The 24,688-nt window shown below is 72.3% G+C and carries 21 protein-coding genes and 2 pseudogenes; 14 read left to right on the forward strand and 9 right to left on the reverse strand.

Translation table 11 applies throughout. The annotated features are described in order from the left end of the window. Positions 1-335: 335 nt before the first annotated feature. Positions 336-4,160 (reverse strand): NACHT domain-containing protein, encoded by a 3,825-nt coding sequence (locus KCH_RS38255; RefSeq protein WP_425268864.1) that lies wholly within the window; start codon positions 4,158-4,160, stop codon positions 336-338. 95 nt (positions 4,161-4,255) lie between these two features. On the opposite strand from KCH_RS38255, the gene KCH_RS34140 reads away from it, so the two are divergent. From KCH_RS34140 to KCH_RS34150, 3 genes are all read left to right on the forward strand, one after another. Further along, entirely contained in the window at positions 4,256-4,525 is a 270-nt protein-coding gene (locus KCH_RS34140; RefSeq protein WP_035869709.1) for a hypothetical protein, read from the forward strand. A 153-nt stretch (positions 4,526-4,678) separates the two neighbouring features. Next, positions 4,679-5,335, forward strand: coding sequence for an HD domain-containing protein (locus KCH_RS34145; protein WP_035869712.1), 657 nt, complete (start codon positions 4,679-4,681; stop codon positions 5,333-5,335). Positions 5,336-5,478: 143 nt separating this feature from the next. Next, on the forward strand, positions 5,479-6,234 hold the full coding sequence (locus tag KCH_RS34150) for a PP2C family protein-serine/threonine phosphatase (protein ID WP_035869713.1): 756 nt from the start codon (positions 5,479-5,481) through the stop codon (positions 6,232-6,234). A gap of 27 nt (positions 6,235-6,261) precedes the next feature. Here the strand turns inward: KCH_RS34150 and KCH_RS34155 are convergent, their stop codons facing one another. Further along, positions 6,262-6,804: an MOSC domain-containing protein gene (locus KCH_RS34155; RefSeq protein WP_035869714.1), complete on the reverse strand. Its 543-nt coding sequence runs from the start codon at positions 6,802-6,804 to the stop codon at positions 6,262-6,264. A gap of 494 nt (positions 6,805-7,298) precedes the next feature. On the opposite strand from KCH_RS34155, the gene KCH_RS34160 reads away from it, so the two are divergent. Both KCH_RS34160 and KCH_RS34165 read left to right on the forward strand, forming a co-directional pair. After that, on the forward strand, positions 7,299-7,847 hold the full coding sequence (locus KCH_RS34160) for a hypothetical protein (RefSeq protein WP_157032318.1): 549 nt from the start codon (positions 7,299-7,301) through the stop codon (positions 7,845-7,847). Beyond that, entirely contained in the window at positions 7,844-8,704 is an 861-nt protein-coding gene (locus tag KCH_RS34165; RefSeq protein ID WP_035869716.1) for a hypothetical protein, read from the forward strand. The genes KCH_RS34160 and KCH_RS34165 overlap by 4 nt, the downstream gene beginning before the upstream one ends. 90 nt (positions 8,705-8,794) lie before the next feature. On the opposite strand, the pseudogene KCH_RS34170 reads toward KCH_RS34165, so the two are convergent. Beyond that, positions 8,795-9,717, reverse strand: a pseudogene (locus KCH_RS34170) (LysR family transcriptional regulator). An 84-nt stretch (positions 9,718-9,801) separates the two neighbouring features. Here KCH_RS34170 and KCH_RS34175 point away from each other — a divergent pair. From KCH_RS34175 to KCH_RS34185, 3 genes are read left to right on the forward strand one after another with little or no spacing between them, the layout of a single operon-like run. Next, entirely contained in the window at positions 9,802-10,536 is a 735-nt protein-coding gene (locus KCH_RS34175; RefSeq protein ID WP_035875066.1) for a succinate dehydrogenase cytochrome b subunit, read from the forward strand. Between the two features lie 32 nt (positions 10,537-10,568). After that, entirely contained in the window at positions 10,569-12,506 is a 1,938-nt protein-coding gene (locus tag KCH_RS34180) for a fumarate reductase/succinate dehydrogenase flavoprotein subunit (protein ID WP_035875068.1), read from the forward strand. Further along, positions 12,503-13,231, forward strand: a complete 729-nt coding sequence (locus KCH_RS34185; protein WP_035869718.1) for a succinate dehydrogenase/fumarate reductase iron-sulfur subunit — start codon at positions 12,503-12,505, stop codon at positions 13,229-13,231. The genes KCH_RS34180 and KCH_RS34185 overlap by 4 nt, the downstream gene beginning before the upstream one ends. Here the strand turns inward: KCH_RS34185 and KCH_RS34190 are convergent. Next, positions 13,206-13,481, reverse strand: coding sequence for an antibiotic biosynthesis monooxygenase (locus KCH_RS34190; protein WP_084224086.1), 276 nt, complete (start codon positions 13,479-13,481; stop codon positions 13,206-13,208). The genes KCH_RS34185 and KCH_RS34190 overlap by 26 nt on opposite strands. 98 nt (positions 13,482-13,579) lie before the next feature. Between KCH_RS34190 and KCH_RS34195 the strand changes: the two genes are divergently transcribed. Then, positions 13,580-13,771: a MerR family DNA-binding protein gene (locus tag KCH_RS34195; protein WP_279635951.1), complete on the forward strand. Its 192-nt coding sequence runs from the start codon at positions 13,580-13,582 to the stop codon at positions 13,769-13,771. A 123-nt stretch (positions 13,772-13,894) separates the two neighbouring features. Then, on the forward strand, positions 13,895-14,395 hold the full coding sequence (locus KCH_RS34200; protein ID WP_157032319.1) for an RICIN domain-containing protein: 501 nt from the start codon (positions 13,895-13,897) through the stop codon (positions 14,393-14,395). Here KCH_RS34200 and KCH_RS34205 read toward each other — a convergent pair. After that, positions 14,362-15,513 carry a PucR family transcriptional regulator gene (locus tag KCH_RS34205; protein WP_051654094.1) on the reverse strand — a complete coding sequence of 384 codons (1,152 nt, stop codon included), beginning with the start codon at positions 15,511-15,513 and terminating at the stop codon, positions 14,362-14,364. The two genes, KCH_RS34200 and KCH_RS34205, sit on opposite strands and share 34 nt — an antisense overlap. 259 nt (positions 15,514-15,772) lie before the next feature. Here KCH_RS34205 and KCH_RS34210 point away from each other — a divergent pair, with 259 nt between their 5' ends. The 3 genes from KCH_RS34210 (at position 15,773) to KCH_RS34220 (ending at position 19,233) form a co-directional block, all read left to right on the forward strand. After that, entirely contained in the window at positions 15,773-16,567 is a 795-nt protein-coding gene (locus tag KCH_RS34210; RefSeq protein ID WP_035869719.1) for a class II aldolase/adducin family protein, read from the forward strand. 129 nt (positions 16,568-16,696) lie between these two features. Beyond that, complete coding sequence (locus KCH_RS34215; protein ID WP_035869720.1) at positions 16,697-17,113, forward strand: hypothetical protein; 417 nt, start codon at positions 16,697-16,699, stop codon at positions 17,111-17,113. Continuing rightward, complete coding sequence (locus tag KCH_RS34220; protein WP_341865454.1) at positions 17,110-19,233, forward strand: tetratricopeptide repeat protein; 2,124 nt, start codon at positions 17,110-17,112, stop codon at positions 19,231-19,233. The genes KCH_RS34215 and KCH_RS34220 overlap by 4 nt, the downstream gene beginning before the upstream one ends. Before the next feature lie 7 nt (positions 19,234-19,240). Here KCH_RS34220 and ligD read toward each other — a convergent pair whose 3' ends face one another. From ligD to KCH_RS34240, 4 genes and pseudogenes are all read right to left on the reverse strand, one after another. Beyond that, positions 19,241-20,236, reverse strand: coding sequence for a non-homologous end-joining DNA ligase (ligD, locus tag KCH_RS34225; protein ID WP_208866020.1), 996 nt, complete (start codon positions 20,234-20,236; stop codon positions 19,241-19,243). Positions 20,237-20,684: 448 nt separating this feature from the next. Continuing rightward, positions 20,685-21,920: an IS701 family transposase gene (locus KCH_RS34230; protein WP_035869032.1), complete on the reverse strand. Its 1,236-nt coding sequence runs from the start codon at positions 21,918-21,920 to the stop codon at positions 20,685-20,687. Between the two features lie 83 nt (positions 21,921-22,003). Then, positions 22,004-22,645: pseudogene (locus KCH_RS45460) on the reverse strand (IS5 family transposase); the annotation flags it as partial. A gap of 14 nt (positions 22,646-22,659) precedes the next feature. Then, positions 22,660-23,754 carry a serine hydrolase domain-containing protein gene (locus tag KCH_RS34240; RefSeq protein WP_035869733.1) on the reverse strand — a complete coding sequence of 365 codons (1,095 nt, stop codon included), beginning with the start codon at positions 23,752-23,754 and terminating at the stop codon, positions 22,660-22,662. A gap of 95 nt (positions 23,755-23,849) precedes the next feature. Between KCH_RS34240 and KCH_RS34245 the strand changes: the two genes are divergently transcribed. Continuing rightward, on the forward strand, positions 23,850-24,626 hold the full coding sequence (locus KCH_RS34245; RefSeq protein WP_035869736.1) for a MerR family transcriptional regulator: 777 nt from the start codon (positions 23,850-23,852) through the stop codon (positions 24,624-24,626). The last annotated feature ends 62 nt before the right edge of the window (positions 24,627-24,688 follow it).

Genomic DNA, 24,688 nt, shown 5'->3' on the forward strand with positions numbered 1-24,688 from the left:
CCTCGCCCTGATCCGGTCCGGCGCCACCAACCGCGAGATCGCCGCCACCCTCCACCTCTCCGTCAAAGCCGTCGAGGCCAACCTGACCCGCCTCTTCCGCCAGTACGGAGTCCGCGGCCGCGCCGAGCTGGCGAAGTGCCAGGAGTGAGAGCCGTCCCGGCCGCCGCGGCGACCTCGCGACGCACCCGGGCCAGGCCCCGCCGTTCGAAGGAGCATCGGAAGGACTCGACCACGTACGCGTCGTTGCGGCACCGCTAGCACCGAGTCGGCGCGACCGCATCGCCGCACCCCCCGGTCGGCGCAGCCGACTGAGGGGGCGTCAGGGGCCGGTGATCTCAGTCGGACACGATGCCGCCGAGGCGGACGATCGCTTCGAGGGTGGCGAGGTCGAGCCCGCAGTCCCGGGAGAACCGGGCCCCATGCAGCCGGTCGGTGAGGGCGGCGTGGTCGAGCAGCTCGCCGGTGCGGAAGTCGAGCAGCCAGAGCTCGCCGAGGCGGGTCAGGACCCCGAGGCGGTCGCCGGAGGGCGGGGCGAAGAGGCTCTGGACGCCGAGGGCGGGCACGGGGACCTCCCACGACGGTTCGGTGGCGGGGCTGCCGGGCCGCCAGCCGCAGAGACCGCGGTCGGACACGGCCGCCGCCGCCATCCCGGAGGCCGCGCGGAAGACGAACGTGTCGAAGCGAGTGTCCTTCAGGAACGGGAAGGAGAGCCCGTCCGGGTCGAGGAGGGCGCTCTCCGTGGTGCTGTCGGCGACCGCCACGGGTGTGCCGTCGACATATAGCATGATGCTCTCCGAGCCCGGGGTCAGCCCGACACGACGGTTGGGTCCGCCCCCCATGGAGGTGTTCTCCAGCAGCCGCCATCCCCCGGAAGCCGCGTGGTCGGCCACGAGGAACCGGAGGGAATCCTGGTCCACCGTCAGAAGGCACAGGCCACCGCTGCCGGGCACGGCGGCGTAGTAGTCCTCCTCCTCGGTCGGCAGCACGATCTCTCCTGCGGACGCCCCGGACTCGGGGTCGGTGAGGACGAATCGGGGCGTGGGCGATTCGGTGAAGGTCAGCGCCCGGTGCCGGCCGTCGTGAACGGCCAGCGAGGAGGCGCCACTTCGCGTGATCGCGGTGATCCTCCCGGTGTGCAGGTCGATCAGTCTGCGGCCCACCCTGACCGTGTCAGTGTCCCACCGCTGCAACTGGAGGGCGCTGGTCACGTACGCCGACACGTGGTGCGGAGTCGCCGCCAGCCGTCCGCCGGGCCAGAGCAGGACCCCGTCACCCGCGACGACCAGTGTGCCGTCGGCAGCCACCAACCCCCCGACGTACGGACCGTCGACCTCCTCGTCGCCGAGCACCGAGGTGTCGAGGATCTGCGCTCCGCGCAGGTCGACTCCCACGAGGTCGGCCCGGTCCAGCCAGAGGTTGCGGAGCCGCGCGCCGCGCAGACCCGCCCCGGCCAACCTGAGCTCGACGTCCGGAACCCCAAGACCGAGGCCTTCGAGGTCGAGCCCACTGAGATCGAGTCCCGCCAGACTGCGGCCGGTGGTGACGAGGAGGTTGAGGCAGTTGGCGACGAACCAGCTCATGCCGGGAGCGGTGTCCCTGGTTGCCCGAGCGTTGTCCAGAAGTCGGTCCTGGTAACCGGGGTGGGACTTGACGATCGAGCTGAGGAAGCGGAGGACCGCGGACTCGGTCAACATTTCGCCGAACGTGTCGTCGAGCCGTTCGATCGGCTCGGCGACGAACCGCCCGAGGGCCGGCAGGACACCCTCCGGAGACCGGGCCGCAAAATAGCCGGACCAGGTCCACTCGGCATCGACTCCCCCCGACGGCTGCTCGGCAGGCTGGACAGCCGCGAGGAAGTCGTCCGTCAGCAGACCGAGTTCGGCGGCGAACTTGAACGCGACCAGGAACTCCAGCAGCGACTTGTGCGACGGCCCGTAGTTGCCCTCGGCGTCCCGCACGAACATGCCCTGGTTGCGCATGTCCTGCTCCCAGTAGTCCAGATCCTTGGCACTGGCGACCACCGGGCCGAAGCAGGAACGCAGATGCTCGGGGAAGTCGCGGTAGTTGAGGCTCAGCTTCCCGTCGTCGAGCATCTTCCACGCGACCTCGCACAGGAAGTACAGCTTGTCCGCGCGGGAGGTGAAGGTCCGTTCGGCGTGGATGTCGCGGTCCATCTTCCGGCGGATCGCGTACAGGTAGATCCGGGCGAGGTCGATCTCCGCACCCTGCTCGATCTCCGGCAGTGCGTCGACCACCAGCTCCGACATGACCGGACGACGCATCAGCTCACGAACGTCGGCGTGCCCCATCACCATCCGGACCTGCTGTTCGCCGAGCCCGAACGACAGCAGCCGCTCGACCTGCTCGTCGTCGAAAGGCACCAGGTCGACGATGTCGAAGACGGGGCCGTCCGGTGCGCTGCCGGCGCGGGGCAGGCCCACCTTGGCGCTGAAGAGGTCGCGGGCCTCCTGGGCGTGGCGGAAGTGTTCCTTGCGGCTGCTGAGCAGGACCTTGCTGCCGGGCTCGACCACCGTGGCGAGTTCCCAGAAGTTGGCGACCACGGTGTGGCGGTCGGTGCGGGCCGCCATCTCGTCGAAGCCGTCGAAGATCAGCAGCAGCCGGCCCATCCGGTTGAGCACCTGCACCACGTCGGAGTTGCCCACGTTGATCTTGTGCTTGTTGAAGAAGAACTCGGCCAACAGGCCCTGCACGGTGGTCTGCTTGGCGTAGTCGCGCAGCGGTATCAGCAGCGGGATCCGGGGCCGCGGCACGCCGCGGCGCTTGGCGTCCCGCCACGCCCGGACCATGGTGTGCGCCAGGTGCAGCGCGAACCAGGACTTGCCCATGCCGAACTCGCCCAGCACGGAGAGGTGTTGCTTGGCCGGCTCGTCCAGCCAGCGGGCCACGTAGTCGTCCAGGCCGCCGCTCTTCCAGCTGTAGCCGCTGGTGGCGATCGGCTGCCCGGTGGCCGGGTCGACCTCGGCCTTCTCGCAGGACAGCGGCACGTAGCGGGTGTCGATGCCGCGCCGCCGCACCTCCTCCTCCACACACGTGAGGTACGGCTCGAAGTCGGCCACCAGGTCGATCAGGTCGTCGAACGCGTAGGCGTACAGGCGGTTTCCGCTGCGGTCCGCCGCCGCGCGCGCTGCTGCGCTGACCCGGAGCCGGGCGATGCCCCAGCCCTCGGCGGCCCGGTGCTGCTCGGTCAGCCCGGACAGCAGGTTCAGGTGGTGCGGGCCCAACTCCCCTTCCACGCACAGCATCAGCATGCGGTCGAACTGGCCGGGACGCAGCCGGGGAATGTCCACCAGCAGCGCCACGCTGCCGTCCGGGGCCGGCCACTCGCGGTGGATCCCGTAGCCGACGGCGCGGAACCACTCCGTGGAGTCCTGGGCGAGTCGCTGAGCGGGCGTCAGGCGGGAGCGCGCCGGCTCGATGCGCAGCCGGTGCTGCTCCTCCCCGTCACGGGTCCGGCCCGCCTGCTCCAGCAGGGCGTCGAGCTTGGCGTCGGACCGGACTTCGTGCGGCGTCCGGCTGCGATCCAGCACCGAGTCGAACGCGGCGACGAAGCCGTCCACGTGCTCGTCGAAGCCGTGGTCGAGATGCCCGAACTCGCCGGTCTCCCGGTTGCGTTCGACCGCCTCGGTGATCTCGCGCCGCAGCCGCGACCAGTCGTGGTCGTGGAAGGACCGGCGGAACGCGTCCAGCACGTAGCTGTTCCGGAAGACGGCGAGCACCGACTCCGCGCGCCCGGTGCAGTACTCGATCAGGGCGATGGTGTAGATGCTGTCGAAGTCCCGGGGCGGTTGGCGCGGATCGAGCTTCACGGCCCTGAGCACGCGAAGCACTTCCTCGCGCCGCATCGCCGCGTCGGTGAGCGGCTTCGCCACCAACCGCGCAACGAGCCCTGCCGCCGTCGCCACCACCGACATTCCGTTGCCCCCTCGGCTCGCCCGTCCCCGCCGGAATCGTATCGACCCGGCTGCCCGAGGGGCGGTCAGCCACCGGTGCGGGGCGTGATGGGCTGCACCCCGGTGCCGGCCGTCCCGGTGTCCATCGGGCCTGCGCCTTCCGGAGGACCGCCCCACGGGTGAACCTTCGATCCGCCCGGCCCGCACAGGCGCGGAGATTCCATGACGCACCGTCAGGAGTACACGCATGGCTGATTGCTGGCCGCTGAATCCCGTGACTGTCTGGTGCCGGCAGGGCCACTCCCGTGCTCCGCCACCGATCGAGCCTCTCGGAGGAATCTCTCGTGCGTGCTGTCAAGCGTGTCCTGGCCGTCGGCGCCCTCGCAGTCCCGCTGGTGCTCGGCTGTGCCGGACTCGCCTCCGCCCAGGAAGGCCTGGACGCGAACTTCGGCAAGGGCCAGTTTGTCGCCAACGAGGACGGTGCCGGTGTCGCGGGCACGCAGTCCAGTGTCTCGCCGGACGGAGTCAGCCACTCCGACTTCTGGGTCTGGGCCGACGAAACCGGTGTCCGCGGATCCTTCACCGGCGCGGGCGCCACCTGGAGCGGCGAGTAGAGCCGCAGGTAAGCCGCCCGGCGGGAACCCCGCCCGCCGGGCGCCGGTGCGTCGCAGCCGACACCAGCAGACCGGCCGGCACCGGCCGGAACCGTGGCGGGAACGGTGATGGTGGAGGGCCAAAGTGCATGAGCGGGTGGCAGGATGGGCCTCATGAGCGACGAATCCCGGCCCCTGCTGGTGGACCGCACGCCCTTTCCCGACGGCCTCGACGAGCGGCTGCACGCCCAGTTCACGTTCCTGGTCGAGATCGACCGGTTGAAGACGATCCTGCGGCAGTCGCCGCTGGTGGCCGCCGAGCGGCGGGAGAACGACGCCGAGCACTCCTGGCACCTGGCGATGATGGTGCCGCTCCTCGCCGAGTACGCGGACGAGCCGATCGACGTCGGCCACACCGTTCAACTCGTACTGCTGCACGACCTGGTGGAGATCTACGCCGGGGACACGCCGCTGTACGACCCGGCGGCGGGCGTCGACCAGGCGGAGCGCGAGACGGTGGCGGCGGACGAGCTGTTCGGGCTGCTGCCGGAGGACCAGGGGCGGCGGCTGCGGGAGCTGTGGGACGAGTTCGAGGAGCGTCGCACGCCGGAGGCGCGGTTCGCGAAGGCGATGGACCGGCTGCAGCCGCTGCTGCTCAACTGGATGGCCCGCGGCGGGACGTGGCGCACGCCCGGGGTGACGGCGGACGACGTGCGGGCCCGGAAGGCGGTGATCGGCGACGCCTCGGCGGAGCTGTGGAAGGCCGGCCGGCTGCTGATCGACGAGGGCGAGCGGCGCGGCTGGTCGCGCAGCGGCAGCGGAAACGCCTGACCCACCCGGCCGCCGGCAGGCGCGCTGACCACCGCGCGCACCGGCGGCCCTCCTCGTGGGCCTCCCGTTCGGGTGTGCTTCGCTTGGGGCCACGCCGCACCACAGGGGTGCGAGCGGGAGAGGCCGAGGAGAGGTGGACGGTCGTGCCGGTCGTCGCGGTGAGCGTGCTCAGTCACACGGGAGTGGTGCGCAGCCACAACGAGGACAGTGTGGCGGTCGGGCCGTGGACGCTCTGCGCGACGGCGACCGACAGCCCGCAGACCTTCTACTTCCCGCTGGGCGACAGCGCCGTGACGGTGGCGGTCGCCGACGGCCTGGGCGGACACCCGGGCGGCGACCTGGCCTCCTCGCTCACCGCCGGTCAACTGGCCGCCACCGGAACGGAACTGACCGACGAGCAGTCCGTGACCGAGGCGCTGCAGGCCTGCCACACGGCGCTGCACGACGCGGCCGACGCCGACCCCACGCTGGCCGGCATGAGCACCACCGTGGCCGGGCTGGCGCTGACCGGCGACTCCGTGCTGGTGTTCAACGTCGGCGACAGCCGGGTCTACGAACTCACCGACGCCGAACCGCGGTTGCTCAGCACCGACGACAGTCCGCCGCTCGCCCCCGGACAGCGCACCACCCACCTGGTCACCAGCGTCCTCGGCGGCGCGACCCCGCGCGACGCGCTGCGCCCGCACGTGACCAGCCTCCCTGTCCGCCCCGGCGCCCGCTACCTGCTGTGCACCGACGGGCTGAGCGACCCGGTGCCGCCGGAGGAGTGGGCGGCCGTGACCGCAGACGGCGACGCGGAGGACGACGACCAGCACGCCGTGGTCGAACTCTGGCGCGCCGCGATCCGCGCGGGCGGCCCGGACAACATCACCATCGCCCTGGTCCGGATCGACGACTGACGCCGGGCGCCGCCCCCCGGTGCCGGGTCAGACGCGCTCCAGCGGACGGTGCGGCCCGTCCGGCAGAGTGACCGTGACGGCGTCGCCGGGGCGGACCGGCCCGCCGGCGCGGACCACGCCCATGATGCCGGCCTTGCGGACCAGGCCGCCGTTCTCGTCGCGGTGCACCACCTGCTTGAGCAGCCCGTGCCGGAAGTCGTCGATCTGCGCGCACGGATTGCGCAGCCCGGTCACCTCCACCACCGCCTCCGCGCCGAGGTGCAGCAGCGCGCCGACCGGCAGGCCCAGCAGGTCCACCCCGCTCGTGGTGACGTTCTCGCCCAACTCGCCCGGGGCGACGGCGAATCCGGCCGCCGCCAGCTCCTCGAACAGCTCGGCGTGGATCAGGTGCACCTGCCGCAGGTTCGGCACCGTCGGGTCCTTGGCGATCCGGGACCGGTGCTTGACGGTGACCCCGGCGTGCACGTCGCCCTCCACCCCGAGCCCCTCCAGCAACCGGATCTCGCCCCGCGTGGGCTTGGTGAACGAGTACTCGCCGTTACTGCTGACCGCCACCACACTGCCGGACATCCGAGGCCGCCTCTCCATCGATCCACCACGTCCAACTGCCGTTCGGGGCACCACTCTAGGCGCTCGTCCGGAGCGGGCGGCCGGTGGGGGCCGGTGAATTCGCGCAAACCGGGGGCGAATTCACTGCCGGGCCGGTGCGGGGCGTCGTGGCCGTTCAGTCGTCGCGGCTTTTCAAAGGATGGGCAAAGTGGGATCCTGATGGAGGCAATCCCATTCCGTGGGAGCCGATTGCGGGTGAAGGCGTGCCTGTTCCACCAGGGCCAACGTCGTTGGTGGGACGACGCGTTGACGAGGCATCGCACGTCGACGGCCGAGTCCCGGATGCCGTGCTGCCTCTTTCACGCCGGAATTCCGTATCAGCCGAAGGGTTCGTCATGTCCGGCGAATACATGCTGCCTCCGCCAGGCCTGTCCGATGCAGGGGGGATCAATCTGGGGCCGATTCTCGATCCGCCCTTCTCCGACGCCCCGGACTTCCGGGACCGGGTGCAGTCGGTGACCACCACGCCGGTCGCCGTCGAGGAGACCGCGCCGATCGTCTCCGAGGCGGGAAGCCGGCGCGCGACGGAGCTGGCGCTGCACTCCGAGGAGGTCTCCCGGGAGCTCGCGGGGCGGCGCCACGAAGTCATCGGCGTGGGCTCCGGAGCCGCCGACCGGAGCGCCCACCATCCGATCGTGATCATCTACGACTACACGGAGAACCTCGCCGTCGAGGCGGTGGTCGACCTCGCGGCCGGCCGGGTCGCGGAGGTGCGCCGCCGGCGCTACCAGCCGCAGCTGACGACCGCGGAGGAGCGCCGGGCCGTCGAACTCGTCCGGCAGGACGGCAGGTTGGGGGCGTACGAGAGCGACCTGGACAGCGGGTCGGGGATCGTGGTGGACGAGGTCGACTTCCGCAGCCCCCGGCACGGGCACCGGATGGTCGACCTGCGGTTCGGTCCGATGACCGAGCGGCTGCCGAGGGCGTTCGCGGTGGTCGACCTGACGGACCAGGACGTGGTCCGCTGCGGTCCGGTCCCCGCCGCCGACGGAGGTGCGTCATGACCACGGTCTCCGGCAGTGTCGCGTGGCCCCCCGAGGCCCCGGTGTGGAGGTTCAGCTGGCAGATGGTCGACGGCGACAGCGAGGCCATCGCCTTCTACGGCCTCACCTACAAGGACCGGCTGGTGCTGCACAAGGCCAGCCTCCCGATGATCCGGGTGCAGTACGACGGCCCGGCCGGCCCGTACAAGGACCAGCTGAGCACCGGGAACATGCAGGGGCCGGTCAAGGTCTACGAGGGAAGCCCCGCACCGACGTTCAGGTTCCTGGTGGTGGAGAGCTACCACGAGATCGGCCACTACCGGCTGACGAACCGGTGGATCTTCCGCAGCGACGGCATCATCCTGCCGCAGCTGTACAGCGCCGGCCTGCAGGCCCCGTACAACCATCGGCACCACGTCTACTGGCGGTTCGACTTCGACGTGGTCGGGGCGTCCAACAACCTTGCGCTGGAACACCTTCCGGTGGGCACCGACTGGGGCTGGGGCCCCGGCTGGTTCCCGTACACGGTGGAGACGCTGGCCGCGCACTCGCCGCGCGACACCTACGCGGTGCTGAACAAGTCGAACCCGTTCGGCCACCTGCAGGGGTACACCATCGCGCCGGGCCCGTTCGACGGCACGGCCGACGGCTTCGGCCGGATCGACGCGGCCGTCACCCAGTACCACGGCGGCGAGGACCTGCGCGGCCGGCTGGGCACGGCCTTCGACGACCAGCTCGGCACCCAGGTCAACGGCGAGAGCGTCGACGGCCAGGACGTCGTGCTGTGGTGGTGCGCCCACCTAGACCACCACGCCAGCGAGGGCGGCGACGAGTGGCACGTCTGCGGGCCGATCCTGCAGCCGTTCGGCTATCCGTGACGCCCTGACGCCCTGACGCTGTGAGCACGGGGCCGCCGTGGCGCCGTGGCGCTGTGACCACCGGGCCGCCGTGATGCCGGGCCGCGCCGGTCAGCCGGGCGGCAGGAGGCGGGTGCCCGGGGGGAGGGAGCCGGTGCGGTCGGCGTCGAGGAGGTAGGCGAGCAGGGTGTCGCGGAAGGCGTCGGCGGCCCGGGTGAGGGGGAGTTCGCGGCCGTGCGCGAGGGCGATGGTGCGGCCGAGGCCGGGCGGGGCGAAGGGAGCGGCGGCCAGGCCGGAGCGGGCGGCGACCATGCCGGGGACGACGGCGGGGCCGAGGCCGGCCCGGACGGCGGCCAGGACGGCGTCCATCTCGCCGCCCTCGACGGCGTACGAGGGCGCGAAGCCGGCCGCCCGGCACGCGGCGAGGGTGGTCTCGCGGACGTCGTAGCCCTCGCGGAACATCACCAGGCCCGGCCCCGCAGGTCGGTGATCCGGGCCCGGCGGCGGGGGAGCGGCTCGGCGGAGACCAGTACCAGGTCCTCGTGCAGCAGCGGGGTGACGGAGAGCCCGGCGGGGGCGGCCGACGGCGCGGCGATGACCAGTGCGAGGTCGAGTTCGCCGGCCTCCAGGTCGCGGACCAGGTCGCGCGAGCCGCCCTCGGTCAGGCGCAGGTCCACCCCGGGGTGCCGGGCGCGGTAGGCGCGCAGCACCTCCGGCACCAGGCTGGCGCAGAGCGAGGGCGGCGCGCCGAACCGGACCCGGCCGCGGCGCAGTTGGACGGTCTCGGCGACGGCCCGCCGGGCGCTCTCCGCGTCCGCGAGGATGCGCCGGGCCAGCGGCAGCAGCGCCTGCCCGGCGTCGGTGAGCGAGGTGCCGGAGCGCGAGCGGTGGAACAGCTCCGCCCCCAACTCCTTCTCCAGCGACCGGATCTGTTGCGAGAGGGAGGGCTGCGACACGTGGGTCAGCTCGGCGGCCCGGGTGAAGTGCCGGGCGTCGGCGACCGCGACGAAGTAGGTGAGCTGCTGCAACTGCACACCGGCCATCATAGGCATTCCCTATCGTGAGCCGCGCTTTCATGTCTTGGACACTGGCTGCGCGCCGGGCCTACCGTCATGCTCATGGCTTCTGCGACCCGGACGAACCGGGCGAACCGGACCCCCGCGGCCCCTGGCCGGCCCCCGTCCCGGGCGGCGGCGCTCTGGCGCAGCTCCGTCGGCAAGAAGGCGGTCATGGCCGTCAGCGGACTGCTGATGCTCGCCTACCTGGTGGCCCACATGCTGGGCAACCTCAAGGTGTTCTTCGGCCCCGACGACCTCAACGGCTACGCGCACTGGCTGCGCACCATCGGCCAGCCGGTGCTGCACCACGGCTGGTTCCTCTGGCTGGCCCGGCCCGTGCTGCTCGCGGCCGTGGTCACGCACGGCGTCGCCGCCTACCAGCTGAGCCGCCGCGACCTGAAGGCCCGCCCGCAGCAGTACGTGCACCGCCGCCGGCAGAGCACGTACGCGACCCGGACGATGCGCTGGGGCGGGGTGATCCTCGGCCTGTTCGTCGTCTGGCACATCCTCGACCTGACCACGCTGACGGTGAACCCGGCCGCCGAGGAGGGGCACCCGTACCAGAACATCGTGGCCTCGTTCTCGACCTGGTACGGCGGCGGGATCTACTGCGTGGCGATGCTCGCGCTCGGCCTGCACGTCCGGCACGGCTTCTGGAGCGCCGCGCAGACCCTCGGCGTCAACAACCCGCGCCGCGACCGGGCGTTGAAGGCCGCCGCGAACGGGCTGGCGTTGCTGCTGACCGCCGGGTTCCTGTCGGTGCCGGTCGCCGTGATGGCGGGACTGGTCCGATGAACGACCACCACACGAACGCGGGAGAGGCCCCGATGAGCTACCTCGACTACACCGTCGGCGAGCCGATCGCCGACACCCGGGCCCCGGCCGGGCCGATCGAACAGCGGTGGGACCGGCGGCGGTTCGAGGCCAAGCTGGTCAACCCCGCGAACCGCCGCAAGCACCGGGTGATCGTGGTCGGCACCGGCCTGGCCGGCGGCGCCGCCGGCGCCACCTTGGCCGAACAGGGCTACCACGTCGTCCAGTTCTGCTTCCAGGACTCCCCGCGCCGCGCCCACTCGATCGCCGCTCAGGGCGGCATCAACGCGGCGAAGAACTACCGCAACGACGGCGACTCGATCCGCCGGCTGTTCTACGACACCGTCAAGGGCGGCGACTTCCGCGCCCGCGAGTCCAACGTGCACCGCCTGGCGCAGGTCTCGGTGGAGATCATCGACCAGTGCGTGGCGCAGGGCGTCCCGTTCGCCCGCGAGTACGGCGGCCTGCTCGACACCCGCTCGTTCGGCGGCGTCCAGGTCTCCCGCACCTTCTACGCCCGCGGCCAGACCGGCCAGCAGCTGCTGCTCGGCGCCTACCAGGCACTGTCCCGTCAGATCGCCGCCGGGAACGTCGAGTTGCACGCCCGCACCGAGATGCTCGACCTGATCGTGGTCGACGGCCGGGCCCGCGGCATCGTCGCCCGCGACCTGGTCACCGGCGAGATCACCTCCCACCTGGCGGACGCGGTGGTGCTCGCCACCGGCGGCTACGGCAACGTCTTCTACCTGTCCACCAACGCCAAGAACTCCAACGCGACGGCGATCTGGCGCGCGCACCGGCGCGGCGCCTACTTCGCCAACCCGTGCTTCACGCAGATCCACCCGACCTGCATCCCGCGCTCCGGCGACCACCAGTCGAAGCTGACCCTGATGAGCGAGTCGCTGCGCAACGACGGCCGGATCTGGGTGCCGAAGGCCAAGGGCGACACCCGGCCGCCCGGGCAGATCCCCGAGGACGAGCGGGACTACTACCTGGAGCGGATCTACCCGGCGTTCGGCAACCTGGTGCCGCGCGACATCGCCTCCCGCGCCGCCAAGGTGGTCTGCGACGAGGGCCGCGGCGTCGGCCCCGGTGGGCAGGGCGTGTACCTGGACTTCGCCGACGCCATCGCCCGGCTCGGCCGGGCCGCCGTCGAGGCCAAGTACGGCAACCTGTTCGAGATGTACCAGCGGATCACCGCCGAGGACCCGTACACCGTGCCGATGCGGATCTACCCGGCGATCCACTACACCATGGGCGGCCTGTGGGTGGACTACGACCTGCAGACCACCGTCCCCGGCCTGTTCGCGATCGGCGAGGCCAACTTCTCCGACCACGGCGCCAACCGGCTCGGCGCGAGCGCCCTCATGCAGGGCCTCGCCGACGGCTACTTCGTGCTGCCGCCCACCCTCAACGACTACCTGGGCCGCACCAGGTTGGACCCCGTCCCCGCGGACCACCCCGAACTCGCCGAGGTGGAGGCCGAGGTGACCGACCGGCTCCACCTGATCCTCGCCGTCGACGGCGACCGCACCCCCGACTCCTTCCACCGCGAACTCGGCGAACTCCTCTGGGACAACTGCGGAATGGCCCGCGACGAGGCCGGACTGCGGCACGCGCTGGCCCGGATCCCCGAGCTGCGCGCCGAGTTCTGGCGGCGGATCAAGGTACCCGGCACCGGCGCCGAGCTCAACCAGGCGCTGGAGAAGGCCAATCGGCTGGTCGACTACTTCGAACTCGCCGAGCTGATGTGCCTGGACGCGCTGCACCGCAGCGAGTCCTGCGGAGGCCACTTCCGCACCGAGTCCGCCACCCCCGACGGCGAAGCCGCCCGCCGGGACGAGGAGTTCAGCTACGCCGCCGCCTGGGAGTACACCGGCGACGCGCCCGTCCTGCACAAGGAAGAGCTGCTCTTCGAACACGTCCACCCCACCCAGCGGAGCTACGCGTGAACCTCACCCTGCGCATCTGGCGCCAGCAAGGCCCGGACACCCCGGGCGAGATGACGGAGTACCGGGTCTCCGGGATCAGCGAGGACATGTCCTTCCTGGAGATGCTGGACACCCTCAACGAGGAGCTCATCCTGCGCGGCGACCGCCCCGTCGCCTTCGACCACGACTGCCGCGAAGGCATCTGCGGCGCCTGCGGCATGGTCATCAACGGCCAGGCCCACGGCCCCGAACGCACCACCACCTGCCAGCTGCACATGCGGCACTTCGAGGACGGCGACACCATCGACGTCGAACCCTGGCGGGCCGGCGCGTTCCCCGTGGTGCGCGACCTGGTGGTGGACCGCAGCGCACTCGACCGGATCATCGGCTCCGGCGGCTACATCACCGCGCCCACCGGCTCCGCGCCCGAGGCGCACGCCACCGCCGTCCCCAAGGAGGCCGCCGACCTCGCCTTCGAGCACGCCGAGTGCATCGGCTGCGGGGCCTGCGTCGCCGCCTGCCCCAACGGCTCCGCGATGCTGTTCACCGCCGCCAAGGTCGTCCACCTCAACGTCCTCCCGCAGGGCGCGCCCGAACGCGCCTCCCGGGTGCGGAACATGGTCGGCGCGATGGACGCCGAGGGCTTCGGCGGCTGCACCAACACCGGCGAGTGCGCCACCGCCTGCCCCAAGGGCATCCCGCTGACCGGGATCGCCCGCCTCAACCGCGAGTTCCTGCGGAGCTGACGCGCCCGCCGGCGGCCGGCCCGGCCGGCTCGCCGTACAGCCGGCCCTCGGACACTTCCGGAGCACCCGCCAGGTGCTCCGGAAGCCGTGCGAGCACGTCCTTCAGCACCTGCGTCCCGTGGTGCGCCGCCAGCTCCGCCCGGCTCGCCCACAGCTCGTACAGGAAGACCCGGCCGTCCTCCTGCTCGTGCAGCCGGTACACCAGGCTGCCCGGGCGGGAACGCGAGGGCTCCACCAACTCGGCCAGCAGGTCGAGGTGGTCGACGCCCTGCTCTCCGCCGACGAACGCCGCCGCGCGGCCGCGAGTACGACGCCGACGCGCCGATCGAGGTCGGCCGGATCCGGGCGCTGCTCGCCGCCGGGCTGACCACCCGCACCATCCGCGAACTGATGCCCTGCTTCGAGGACGGCGAACTGCACCCCTGCGTGCGCGACCGCCTCACCGCCCAACTCGCCGAACTGAACGCCCGGATCGGCGAACTCAGCACCGCCCGCGACGCCCTCGTCGACCTCACTGCCCGCCTCCCGCAAGCGAGTTGACACGGCGGATCCGGCCATGGTCGCGGCGCGCGGAATGGCCGGACCGGGCGATCCGGGCGGAGGCGGTTGTTTGCCAGACTCGTGCGGCCCGGGAACCTCCGCCCGATCGAGAAGAGGCCGCTCATGTCTCGCACCTCAACCCGCCTGCGCCGCACGGCGACCGCCGTGGGCATCGGCATCACGGCCACCGCCCTGCTCGGCCTGTCCGCACCCACCGCCTCGGCGGCCGGCGGGGTCGAGATCCACAACGTCGACAGCGCCAAGTGCGCGGACGCCTCCTGGAGCCACAGCGACGGCACCGCCGCCGTCCAATGGGCCTGCTACGGCGGCAACACCCAGCTGTGGACCGCCGTCCAGGTCGGCAACGCCGTCGAGTTCGTGAACGCCGACAGCGGCAAGTGCCTGGACGCCTCGTGGAGCCACAGCGACGGCACCGCGGTCGTCCAATGGGCCTGCTACGGCGGCAACACCCAGCTGTGGAAGACGGTCGCGGTGAACGGCTACTGGGAGATCGTCAACGTCGACAGCGGCAAGTGCCTGGACGCGTCCTGGAGCCACAGCGACGGCACCAACCTGGTCCAGTGGGCGTGCTACGGCGGCAACACCCAGCGCTGGTACAGCTGACCGGCCCCGGGCCCTGCTCGGCCGAGCCAGCTGCGCAGGGCCCACCACCAGTGGGCGGTGTGCTCGACACCGCCGTCCAGCGGGTCGCCGCCGGTCAGTTCGCGCAGGCGACGCAGGCGGTACTTCACCGTGTTGGGGTGGACGTGCAGCTCGGCGGCCGTCCGGTCGGTGCGGCCGCCGTGCGCGAGCTGGGACAGCGCGGTCGCCGCGAGCTCCCGGTGGAACGGGTCGGACGGATCGAGGGCGCCCAGCAGCGAGCGGGCCAGCAGGGCACCGAGGTCCGCGTCCGCGGGCGTGGCCGTGAGCAGCGCCAGGTCGGCCAGCCGGTGAAGGCCCGTCAGACCGGCCGCCTCGGCGGCCCGCAGGGCCTGCCGGGCCAGCGCGTACAGCGGGGCGAGACCCTGCGGCGCGGCCGGCGGGGTGACCACGGCCGGCGGGCCGTCGGCCGGCAGCCGCGGCTCGGGACCGGTCAGCGCCGCCAGCCGGCCGTCCACGAACCCGCACAGGCCCGGCCCGGCCGCGGTCAGCGCCTGCTCCGCCGGGCCCGCCAGGGCCGGATCGCTCACCGCCGTCACCACGCACCGGTACCGGCCGCCCGGCGACAGCGGCGCGCCGAGCGTCTCCACCGCCTCGCCGTGCAGCAGCTGACGCAGCATCAGCAGGTGCTCCTCGCGGGCGGTGCGGGCCGCCGCCAGCTCCGCCACCCGGTGCGCCTGCACCATCCGGCGGGCCAGCATGATGGTGATGTGGTCGATCCGGGTCACGCCGTCCAGCAGTTCGTCCGCCGGGACGCCGCGCCGCCGGCCCTCCGCGATCACCGACTCCACCAGGTGCGAGCGCCCCGCCTGGAAGCCGTCCAGCAACGCCGCCACCGGCACCCCCTGCCGGGCCCGGTCCGAGCCCAGCGCGCCCGCCGCGTCCAGGGCCCGCGGGCCCGGCTCGCCGTCGCCCCGGAGTGCCGACCGCACCCCGTCCAGCAGCGCCCGGGTGTGCCGCCGCACCTCCCGCTCCGGCAGCGCGGCGACCAGCTCGGACGCGGCCCGGGCGGCCCGGACCGCCGCCGCCAGCACGCCCGGATCCGCCGTCCGCTCGGCCACCAGCCCGACGAACCGGTCCACCCCGCCCACCCCTTCCGCGATTGTGCCCGGCGGACAACGGGCGCCGTCCGCGTTGGGCGGCACCAGCCTAGGCGGCGGCGATCCGGCTCTGATGAGCTGGGCGCGATTGGCGGCGCGGGCCAACGGGCCGGCGCCGCCGGAGGGACCGCAGCAGCACCGGCGGGGCGGCATCGGCACCGTCGGCACCGCAGCAGCACCGGTGGTACCGCAGCGGCACCGTCAGAACCGCAGAAGCACCGTCAGCGAAGGGACACCGCCCATGTCCGAGACCCGGTCGATCATCGACCAGCTCCCCGGCGACCTGATATTCCGGCTGCCGCCGACCTTCGACACCGTCGAGGAGGAGCGCCGCCACCGCAAGGAACGGCTCGCCGCCGCGCTGCGGATCTTCGGCAAGCTCGGCTTCGAGGAGGGCGTCGCCGGACACATCACCGCCCGCGACCCGGAGCGCACCGACCACTTCTGGGTCAACCCGTTCGGCATGTCGTTCAAGCACGTCAAGGTCAGCGACCTGGTGCTGGTCGACCACCACGGCACCGTCGTCGAGGGCCGCTACCCCGTCAACCAGGCCGCGTTCGTGATCCACTCGACGATTCACCGGGCCCGCCCCGACGTGGTCGCCGCCGCCCACAGCCACTCCACCCACGGACGGGCGCTGTCCGCCCTCGGCCGCACCCTGGAGCCGATCACCCAGGACGTGTGCGCCTTCTACCAGGACCACACCCTGTTCGACGACTACACCGGCCTGGTCACCGACCTGGAGGAGGGCGAGCGGATCGCCACCGCCCTCGGCCCGCACAAGGCCGTCATCCTGCGCAACCACGGCCTGCTCACCGTCGGCAGCACCGTCGACGCCGCCGCCTGGTGGTTCATCACCATGGAACGCTCCTGCCAGGTCCAGCTCCTCGCCCAGGCCGCCGGCCCCACCATCCCGATCTCGCCCGAGAACGCCGCCCTGACCTACCGCCAGATCGGCAACGACCTCGCCGCCTGGGTCAACTACCAGCCCCTGCACGACCAGATCACCCGCGAACAGCCCGACCTCTTCGACTGACCCGCCCCGCCCCCGGGGTGACGGAGCATCAGCCGGGTCCGTCCGCGCCGAATATCGTGGCGCCACACCGGCGGCTGCTCGCATAGGATGCGGCCGGACCGGCACAGCAGCAGAACCCCGGGGGAAGCCGTGGATCCTGAGATCATCGCCCTTGCGGGCACCGCCGCCACCACGCTGATCGGCGCCTTCACCACCGACCTGTGGGAGCGCGCCAGCGACGGCATCGCCGCGCTGTGGCGGCGCTGCCAGCCCGGGCGGGCGGACGCCGTCGTCGCCGAGGCCGAGGCCACCCGGGAGGAACTCGCCAACGCCGCGGGCGATCCCGACGTCGCCGAGGAACTGCGCGCCGAGTGGCAGGGCCGGATCCGCCGCCTGCTGGCCAGCGACCCCGCGGCCGCCGACCAGGTGCGCGCCCTGCTGGCCGAACTCACCCCCGACGCACCGCAGCCGGCCGGCGGCGTCCAGCAGCAGGCGACCGCCAGCGGCAACGCGCGGATCTACCAGGCCGGCAGCTCCCTCCACGTCACCGAGCGTGCCGAGCGGTGACCGACGACCGGATGACCGGCCGGGCCGACGGCCAGGGCCGGGTCTACCAGGCGCTCGGCGACCTGCACATCGTCGAGCACCACCACACCGCCCCCGACTGGTCCGGCCCCGACTCCGTCCGCCGCCCGGCCGTCGGCCACACCCCGCGCATCCTCCGCGACCGGGTCGAACTGATGGACCGGCTCCGCGCCGCCGTCGAACCCGGCCTCGGCGACCGGGTCTACGTCCTGCACGGCCTCGGCGGCACCGGCAAGACCGCCGTCGCCCACGCCCTGTTCGAACACGTCCACGCGCAGCGCGAACGCCTCGGCCTCTGGGTCAACGCCTCCGACGCGACCACCCTGCGGGCCGGCATGCTCGCCGTCGCCGCCGACCGCGGCGCCGCCGAAACCGAACTCGTCGCCGCCCGCAGCGGCCTGCGGGCCGGCGCCGACCTGGTCTGGGACCGGCTCGACCGGTCCGACCGGCCCTGGCTGCTGGTGCTCGACAACGCCGACGACCCGGCCGTCCTCGCCGAGGGCGGCTGGCTGCGGACCAGCCCGCGCGGCATCGTCCTGGTGACCACTCGTCAGGCCGCCACCCGCTGGTGGCCCGGCGCCGAACTCTGCCAGGTCGGCGTACTGCCCCGCGAGGACGCCGCCGCCGTGCTCCGCGACCTCGCCCCCGAGAGCGGCAGCGACGAGGACGCCGCCCAGGTCGCCGACCGCCTCGGACGCCTCCCGCTCGCCCTCACCCTCGCCGGCAGCTTCCTCGCCCACCAGGTGCTCGACCCCTGGAGCCTCGCCGACTACGACCGCTCGCTCACCACCGGCGAAGGCCTCGCCGCGCTCGACGGCGCCACCGGCCTCGCCCGCCGCGACGACCGCCACCTGCTCGACACCACCTGGCAGCTCTCGCTCGACGCCCTCGCCGCCCAGGGGCTCCCCGACGCCGGCGTCCTGCTGCGCCTGCTGGCCTGCTGGGGCGCCGACCCGCTGCCGCTGCGCCTGCTCGCCGGCGCCGACCTCGGCCCCGACCTGCCCCGCACCCGGGTCGACCCGGCACTGCGCGGACTGCTCGACCACTCGCTCACCGAACTCGACCACAGCGGCGTCCGCGCCCTGCGCACCCACGCCCTGGTGCTCGACAGCGTCGCCCGCAACACGCCCGCCGCCCAGCTCGACACGCTGACGGCGGTGGCCGCAGCGCGACTGGACGCGCTGGTGCCGACGGTCGCCCGCACCGGGCCGCACGACCCCCAACTCGCCCTGCTGGCGCCGCACTTCCTGGCGCTGCTGCGGAGGGCCGAGTTGCCGGCGGTGCTGGACCGGGCGGCCGCGTCCGCCACCCGGCTCGCCGACGCCCTGTTCGCCACCGGCGAGTACCTGATGGCCCGTGACCTGGCCGGCGGGGCCGCCGACCTGGCGGCCGGGCGGCTCGGCGCGGAGCACCCGGCCGTGCTCGCGGCGCGGTACCGGCAGGCCGGGGCGCTGTTCCGACTCGGCGCGTTCGAGGCGTCCGAGCGGATCCACCGCCAAGTCCTGACGGCCCGTCAACGCCTCCTCGGGGACGACCACCCGGACACCCTGACGGCGGCGTTCGGCCTGAGCTTCCCCGTGTTGCAGCTCGACCGCGGGCGGGAGGGCGTCGAACTGCTCCGGCATGCGGTGGCCCGACGGGCGGAGATCCTCGGGGCGGGGCATCCGGACACCCTGCTGGCACGCGCGCTGATCCTGGAGTACCTGTCGGTGGAGGAACTGCGGGCGGAGCTGGCCGCGGACGACCTCTCGGCGACCTGTGCCCGTGAGCTCGGCACCGAGCACGAGGTCACGCTGACCGCCCGTCACAACTACGCCTTCGCGCTCTGGCAGGTCGGCCGCCACCAGGAGGCGGACGAGCTCGTGGCAGGCGTGCTGGCCGACCACGAGCGCGAGCGCGGCCCGCTGCACCCGTTCACTGTCTCCGTCCGGATGCTGTACGCGCGCACCAGGTTCGAGACCGGCCACCAGGAGCAGGCGGTCGAGCTGATGGAGGCCGTCGTGGCGGGGCGGGCCGCCACCCTGGGCGCCGAGCATCCGTACACCGCCCGCAGCCTCGAAGTCCTCGCCGAGTTCCGGGCGGGCCGGCCCGCCCGCCCCTGACGGGACGTCACTTCTTCGCGCGGCTCGGCTGCACCCGGCGTGGTTCGCCCGGCATCTTCGGGTGGTCGGGCGGGTAGGGGAGGTCGCCCGCGTCCTGGTGGGCGTACAGGTCCAGGACGCGGTCCAGGGAGGCCCGGTGCCGGTCCATGTCGGCGTGCAGGTCGCCGAGTTCGGCGAAGCGTTCGGGGAGGCTGCGCAGGGTGAAGTCGGTGGGGGAGACCTGCTCCAGCTCCTCCCAGCGCAGCGGGGCGGAGGCGGTGGCCTGCGGGCGCGGGCGCAGCGAGTACGGGGAGGCGATGGTGCGGTCCCGGGCCATCTGGTTGTAGTCCACGAAGATCCGCTCGCCGCGCTCCTCCTTCCACCACTTGGTGGTCACCTCGCCGCCGGTGCGGTGCTCCAGCTCGCGGCCGAGCGCGATGACGGCGTGCCGGCAGTCGGTGAACGTCCAGCGCGGCTCGATCGGCACGTACACGTGCAGGCCCCGGCCGCCGGACGTCTTCGGCCAGCCCGTCAGGCCGAACTCCTCCAGGATCGGCCGGAGTTGGAGCGCGGCGCGGACGGCGTCGGTGAAGTCGGTGCCGGGCTGCGGGTCAAGGTCGATGCGCAGCTCGTCCGGGTGCTCGGTGTCGTCGCGGCGCACCGGCCACGGATGGAAGGTCAGGCAGCCGAGGTTGGCCGCCCACAGCACGGCGGCCTCCTCGGTCGGGCAGATCTCGTCGGCCGTCCGGCCCGAGGGGAAGGCGATCCGCGCCGTCGGCAGCCACTCCGGCAGCCCCTTCGGCGCGCGCTTCTGGTAGAAGAACTCGCCCTCCACCCCGTCCGGGAACCGCTGCAAGGTGGTCGGCCGGTCACGCAGCCCGCGCAACACCCCCGGCGCGACCGCCAGGTAGTACTCGGCGACGTCCCGCTTCGTGTACCCGGGCTCCGGGTAGTACACCTTGTCCGGGTTGGTCAGCCGAACCGTCCGGCCGCCGACCTCCAGTTCCACAGCAGCAGAAGCCATACCCCCACGCTAGGCGCGCCCCGCCCCCACGCCCCGCCTTGCACCCCACCCGGCGTGGCGGACCCGGACCCGCCCGGAACGCAAGCCCCCCCGACATCCCCGCCCTCCGGCGAAGCCCGGCGGCGTGCCCGATAGCCCGGCCGGAGGGGGTGACATCGGGTCAGATCGGGTCTGCGGTCGCGTGCACACGATCCGCACACGACCCACCGGCGCCACAGGAGGGCACGCCATGTCGCGCAAGGAAAGCGCCTGGAGCCTGGCCGGCAGCACCTGGGGCGGCGCCGTCCCGACCGGCGGCACCGACCAGGGCGGCCTGTTCGCCGACATCTAGTAGTGCTTTGTTAGGTCGGGGCTGGTTCTGGCTTTGTGATGGGTTGTCTGCAGGTCGGGCATGTGCCGTTCCAGGTCGCCAGGAGGTGTTGGAGCGTTCTGACGGCCTGGTAGAGGGTCATACCCGAGCAGGCACTTTTGGGCGGCTCCGGGCCAGGGTCACGAAGAGGTGGGCGGCGGTGACGAGGGTGACGTGCCGGTGCCAGCCGGTCCAGGAACGGCCCTCGAAGTGGTCGAGTCCCAGGGCGGTCTTCAGCTCGCGGTAGTCGTGTTCGATCCGCCAGCGGATCTTCGCCAGGCGGACCAGTTCCTCGATCGGGGTGTCGGCGGGCAGGTTGGAGACCCAGTAGTGGGAAGGCTCGGCCAGATGGGCGGGCCACTGGGCCAGCAGCCAACACGCGGGCAGGGTGCCGTCGGGCTCCAGTCGCGGGCGGCGGCCGGCCAGCCGCACCCGCAGAGCGATGAACTCGCCGGTCAGCCGGTCGCGTGAGCCATGTCGCCAGGTCACCGCGCGGGCCGCCCCGCGGCCGGCTGTCCGGACGTGCTCAGCCAGCGGAACGGGTCGGGTGCGGTAGCGGGGCTTGGGGCGGGGGCCGAGTCCGCCGTATTCCGGCTGACGGGTGACCGCGTCCAGTGGATGTGCGGTGGCCAGGCCCTTGACCTGCACGATCCACCGCAGCCCCCGCTCGTCCAAGGCAGCGCGGAAGTGGGCGTTGTCGCCGTAGCCGGCGTCCGCGACCACCACTGGCGGGGCGAGCCCCCAGGTGGCGAGTTCGTCGAGCATCTCGACGGCCGGGCGCCACTTCGGGCGGTGGCCCTCGTCGTCGGGGATGCGGCAGCGGGCCCGTCGCCACCCGGTGCGGGCTGCGGCGGCCGGGTCGTCGGCGTGCTTCGGATCCCAGGCGGCGGGCAGGAACAGCCGCCAGTCGAGCGGGCAGGACGCCCGATCGGTCACCGCGTGGACGCTCACACCGATCTGGCAGTTACCGACCTTGCCGAGCGTCCCGGAGTACTGACGGGCGACCCCGGGTGACCCCTTGCCGTCCTTCGGGAAGCCGGTGTCGTCGATCACCCAGGCCTGCGGCTCCAGGGCCCGCACGGCCCGGCAGGCGATGCGGGCACGGACATCGTCCAGGGGCCAGGTCGAGGTGGTGATGAACTGCTGCAGGCGCTGGTGGTCGATGCCGAGGCGCTCGGCCATCGGCTGCATCGACTTGCGCCGCCCGTCCAGCAACAAGCCACGCAGGTAGGCCAGGCCCTTCTCCTGCTGGTCCGAGCGTCGCAGCGGAGAGAACACCTCCGCCGCGAACGCCTCCAACTCATCTCGTAACACTGCCAGTTCGTCCGGATTCACACCGACAGCGAACTGCCGAACGCTCGATCTGCCCAGACCCCGCGCACCACATAACAAAGCACTACTAGGTTCCGTCCGGTCGATCATGTGCGGAGCCAGATGACGAGGGTGGCTGCGGTGACGGTGCCCAGGTAGACATAGCCACGCTTGTCGTAGCGGGTGGCGACGGCTCGGGCGTGCTTGAGTCTGTTGATGGCTCGTTCGACAGGATTGCGTTTCCTGTACCGCTCCTCGTCGAAGCCCGGTGGCCGTCCGCCGCGTGAGCCCTTGCGCACGCGGGCGGCCCGGCTGTCGGCCTTCTCCGGGATCGTGTGCCGGATGCCGCGTCTGCGCAGGTAGGTGCGGCACGCGCCATTGCTGTAGGCCTTGTTGCAGGCCACGCCACGCTGTCGGGCGTCATACGGGGGGCCTGCCCGGTCCGGTCCGCGGGACGCGGATCTTCTCCAGCACCGCTTCGAACTGCGTGCAGTCAGCCCGCTGCCCCGCGGTGAGGACCAGGGACAGCCGGCGGCAGCGGCCGTCCGCGCTCAGGTGGACCTTGCTGGTGAACCCGCCGCGCGAGCGGCCCAGGCTCTCGCCTCCTGCACCACCTCCGCCAGGCGGGCGGTGAGGCTCTGCCACGGTGTCTCGTCCTGGTGTTCTCCCGGCCCAGCCCCCTTTGGGACGAGGGCCGGCGGCGGGTCGGTGCGGGCTCCGGCCGCGTGCTGGTGGGCCCGGACGACGGTGAACCGGACGGAACCTAGGCGAACACCGCCTTGACCAGTGTCTGCTTCACCTTCTCGAACGTCCCGGCCATGGTGGGCAGGTCCATTTCGACGTCCCCGGAGGTCAGCGAGCCGGTCAGGGTCTTGGTGCCGTCGGGCGTGCTGTACATCATTGCGCCCCAGCCCCAGAACCCTCCGTTGTGGTGGAGGACGGTGCCGCCGCCGTCCAGCTCCTCCACGAACACCCCCAGGCCGTAACCCATCGTCGGGTCCGCGACGCGCATCTCGGCCAGAAGCTCGGTCGAGATGAGCTTGCCGCTGTTCAGCGCGGAGAAGAAGGTGTGGAGGTCCCGGCTGGTCGAGATCATGTCGCCGGCGGCGGATACCCAGGAGGGGTTGAAGCGGGTGGTGTCGACCACCTTCCACTGTCCGGCGTCGTCGTAGCCGAAGTAACCGTGGGCGTGCGGCTCGGGGATGTCCTCCCGGGTCTCCGGCAGTAGGGTGCCCGTCAGCCCGAGCGGGCCCAGGATCAGCCGGTGCGTCTCCTCGGGCAGGGAGCGACCGGTGACCTGCTCGATCAGCAGCCTGGCCAGGACATAGTTGGTGTTGGAGTAGCTCCAGGCCGTCCCCGGCTCGAACCGCGCCGGCTTCGCCAACGCCCCCCGCACCAGCTCCTCCGGTCGGTAGGTCGCGTGCTGCAGCTCCACCCACTCCTTGCCCCATCCGGCGACCACACCGGGTTCGACCGACCCGCCCTCGGAGAACTCGCCGGTGAAGTTGAACAGCCCGCTGGTGTGCTGCAGGAGCATCCGGACTGTGATCCGCCGGTCGAGCCGGAACTCGGGCAAATGGTCGGCCACCAGGTCCTCAAGGCCGAGTCGGCCCTCACCCACCAGCTGCAGGACGACGGTGGCGACGAAGGTCTTGGTGGCGCTTCCGACCCGAAAGTGTCCGTCGGTCGGCGGCTTCTCGGTCCGGCCCAGCTCGCTCACCCCGGCGCTGCCCGCCCACTCGCCGAGCTCGTCGTTCACGCGCAGCTGCACGCCGGCGAAACCGGCGTCGACGATCTCCTGCATGGCCTTCCGCAGCGCGGGGCGGTCCTGCGCGGGGACGGTGTTCTGCTCACTCATGGTGATTCCTCATCTCGCGTCAGCGGGTACGAGACGATCGTGGACCCTGACCCAAGGTCAAGGTCAAAGCAATGGACGAGCGTTACTCTCACTCCATGGCACAGGGGCTCACGATCGGCCAGGCGGCGGCTTTCGTCGGGATCACCGTCAAGACGGTGCGGCACTATCACCGGCTCGGCCTGGTCGCCGAACCGGAACGGGACCATTCCGGCTACCGGCGCTACGGTTCGGCCGACCTGCTGCGCCTTGTCCAGGTCCGGGCCCTGGCCGGGGCGGGCGTGCCGCTGGCCGAGATCGGCGAGCTGCTCGACGCCAAGCCCGAGCGGTTCGCCACCGCCCTGGACGACGTCCGCCGCCGGCTCACCGGACAGATCGAGGAGCTGACCGCCCGCCGCGACACCCTGCACCGGCTCGCCCACGGTGACCGCGCCCTGCTGCCCGACCGGGCCTGCGCGGTCCTGGAGCGACTCGCCGAGCTCGACTTCAGCCCCGACTACGTCACCACTCAGCGGGAGGCCCTGGTGCTGTCGCGGGCGCTGACTCCCGAGGTCTTCGACCTTTTTCTGGCTAACCTCGAACACCGGCTCGACGACCCCGAGTTCGTCGAGTTGACCAAGCGCGGCTGGGAGGCGAGGCTCTGGGATCCCGACGACCCGCGGATCGAGGAGCTGGCCTCAGCGGTGGCCGCCAACCTGCTGGGCGTCCGCGCGCTTCTGACGCTGCCGGCCAAGCGACTGCACGGACCCGACGCGGCCTCCCGGTACGGCGTGGTCAACCACCACCGGGAGAACGAGGCACCGTCCATCGCCCGGCTGAACGGGCTGGTCGAAGGGCACCTGCGCGCGGCAGGCATTGATATCCCGCGGCAGTGACGGACTGCTGCAAACTTGATCGTCCGGACAGGACCAAGTAGGGCCTCTGACACTGTCGGCCG

The sequence above is a fragment of the Kitasatospora cheerisanensis KCTC 2395 genome, from assembly GCF_000696185.1.
GTDB lineage: Bacteria > Actinomycetota > Actinomycetes > Streptomycetales > Streptomycetaceae > Kitasatospora > Kitasatospora cheerisanensis.

Bases quoted from the DNA above. Each gene is read 5' to 3' on its own strand.
- KCH_RS38255 (WP_425268864.1), bottom strand. From the start codon at position 4,160: ATGCGTGTACTCCTGACGGTGCGTCATGGAATCTCCGCGCCTGTGCGG.
- KCH_RS34165 (WP_035869716.1), top strand. From the start codon at position 7,844: ATGACCACGGTCTCCGGCAGTGTCGCGTGGCCCCCCGAGGCCCCGGTG.
- KCH_RS34180 (WP_035875068.1), top strand. From the start codon at position 10,569: ATGAGCTACCTCGACTACACCGTCGGCGAGCCGATCGCCGACACCCGG.
- KCH_RS34145 (WP_035869712.1), top strand. From the start codon at position 4,679: ATGAGCGACGAATCCCGGCCCCTGCTGGTGGACCGCACGCCCTTTCCC.
- KCH_RS34210 (WP_035869719.1), top strand. From the start codon at position 15,773: ATGTCCGAGACCCGGTCGATCATCGACCAGCTCCCCGGCGACCTGATA.
- KCH_RS34200 (WP_157032319.1), top strand. From the start codon at position 13,895: ATGTCTCGCACCTCAACCCGCCTGCGCCGCACGGCGACCGCCGTGGGC.
- KCH_RS34155 (WP_035869714.1), bottom strand. From the start codon at position 6,804: ATGTCCGGCAGTGTGGTGGCGGTCAGCAGTAACGGCGAGTACTCGTTC.
- KCH_RS34245 (WP_035869736.1), top strand. From the start codon at position 23,850: ATGGCACAGGGGCTCACGATCGGCCAGGCGGCGGCTTTCGTCGGGATC.
- KCH_RS34175 (WP_035875066.1), top strand. From the start codon at position 9,802: ATGGCTTCTGCGACCCGGACGAACCGGGCGAACCGGACCCCCGCGGCC.
- KCH_RS34240 (WP_035869733.1), bottom strand. From the start codon at position 23,754: ATGAGTGAGCAGAACACCGTCCCCGCGCAGGACCGCCCCGCGCTGCGG.
- ligD (WP_208866020.1), bottom strand. From the start codon at position 20,236: ATGGCTTCTGCTGCTGTGGAACTGGAGGTCGGCGGCCGGACGGTTCGG.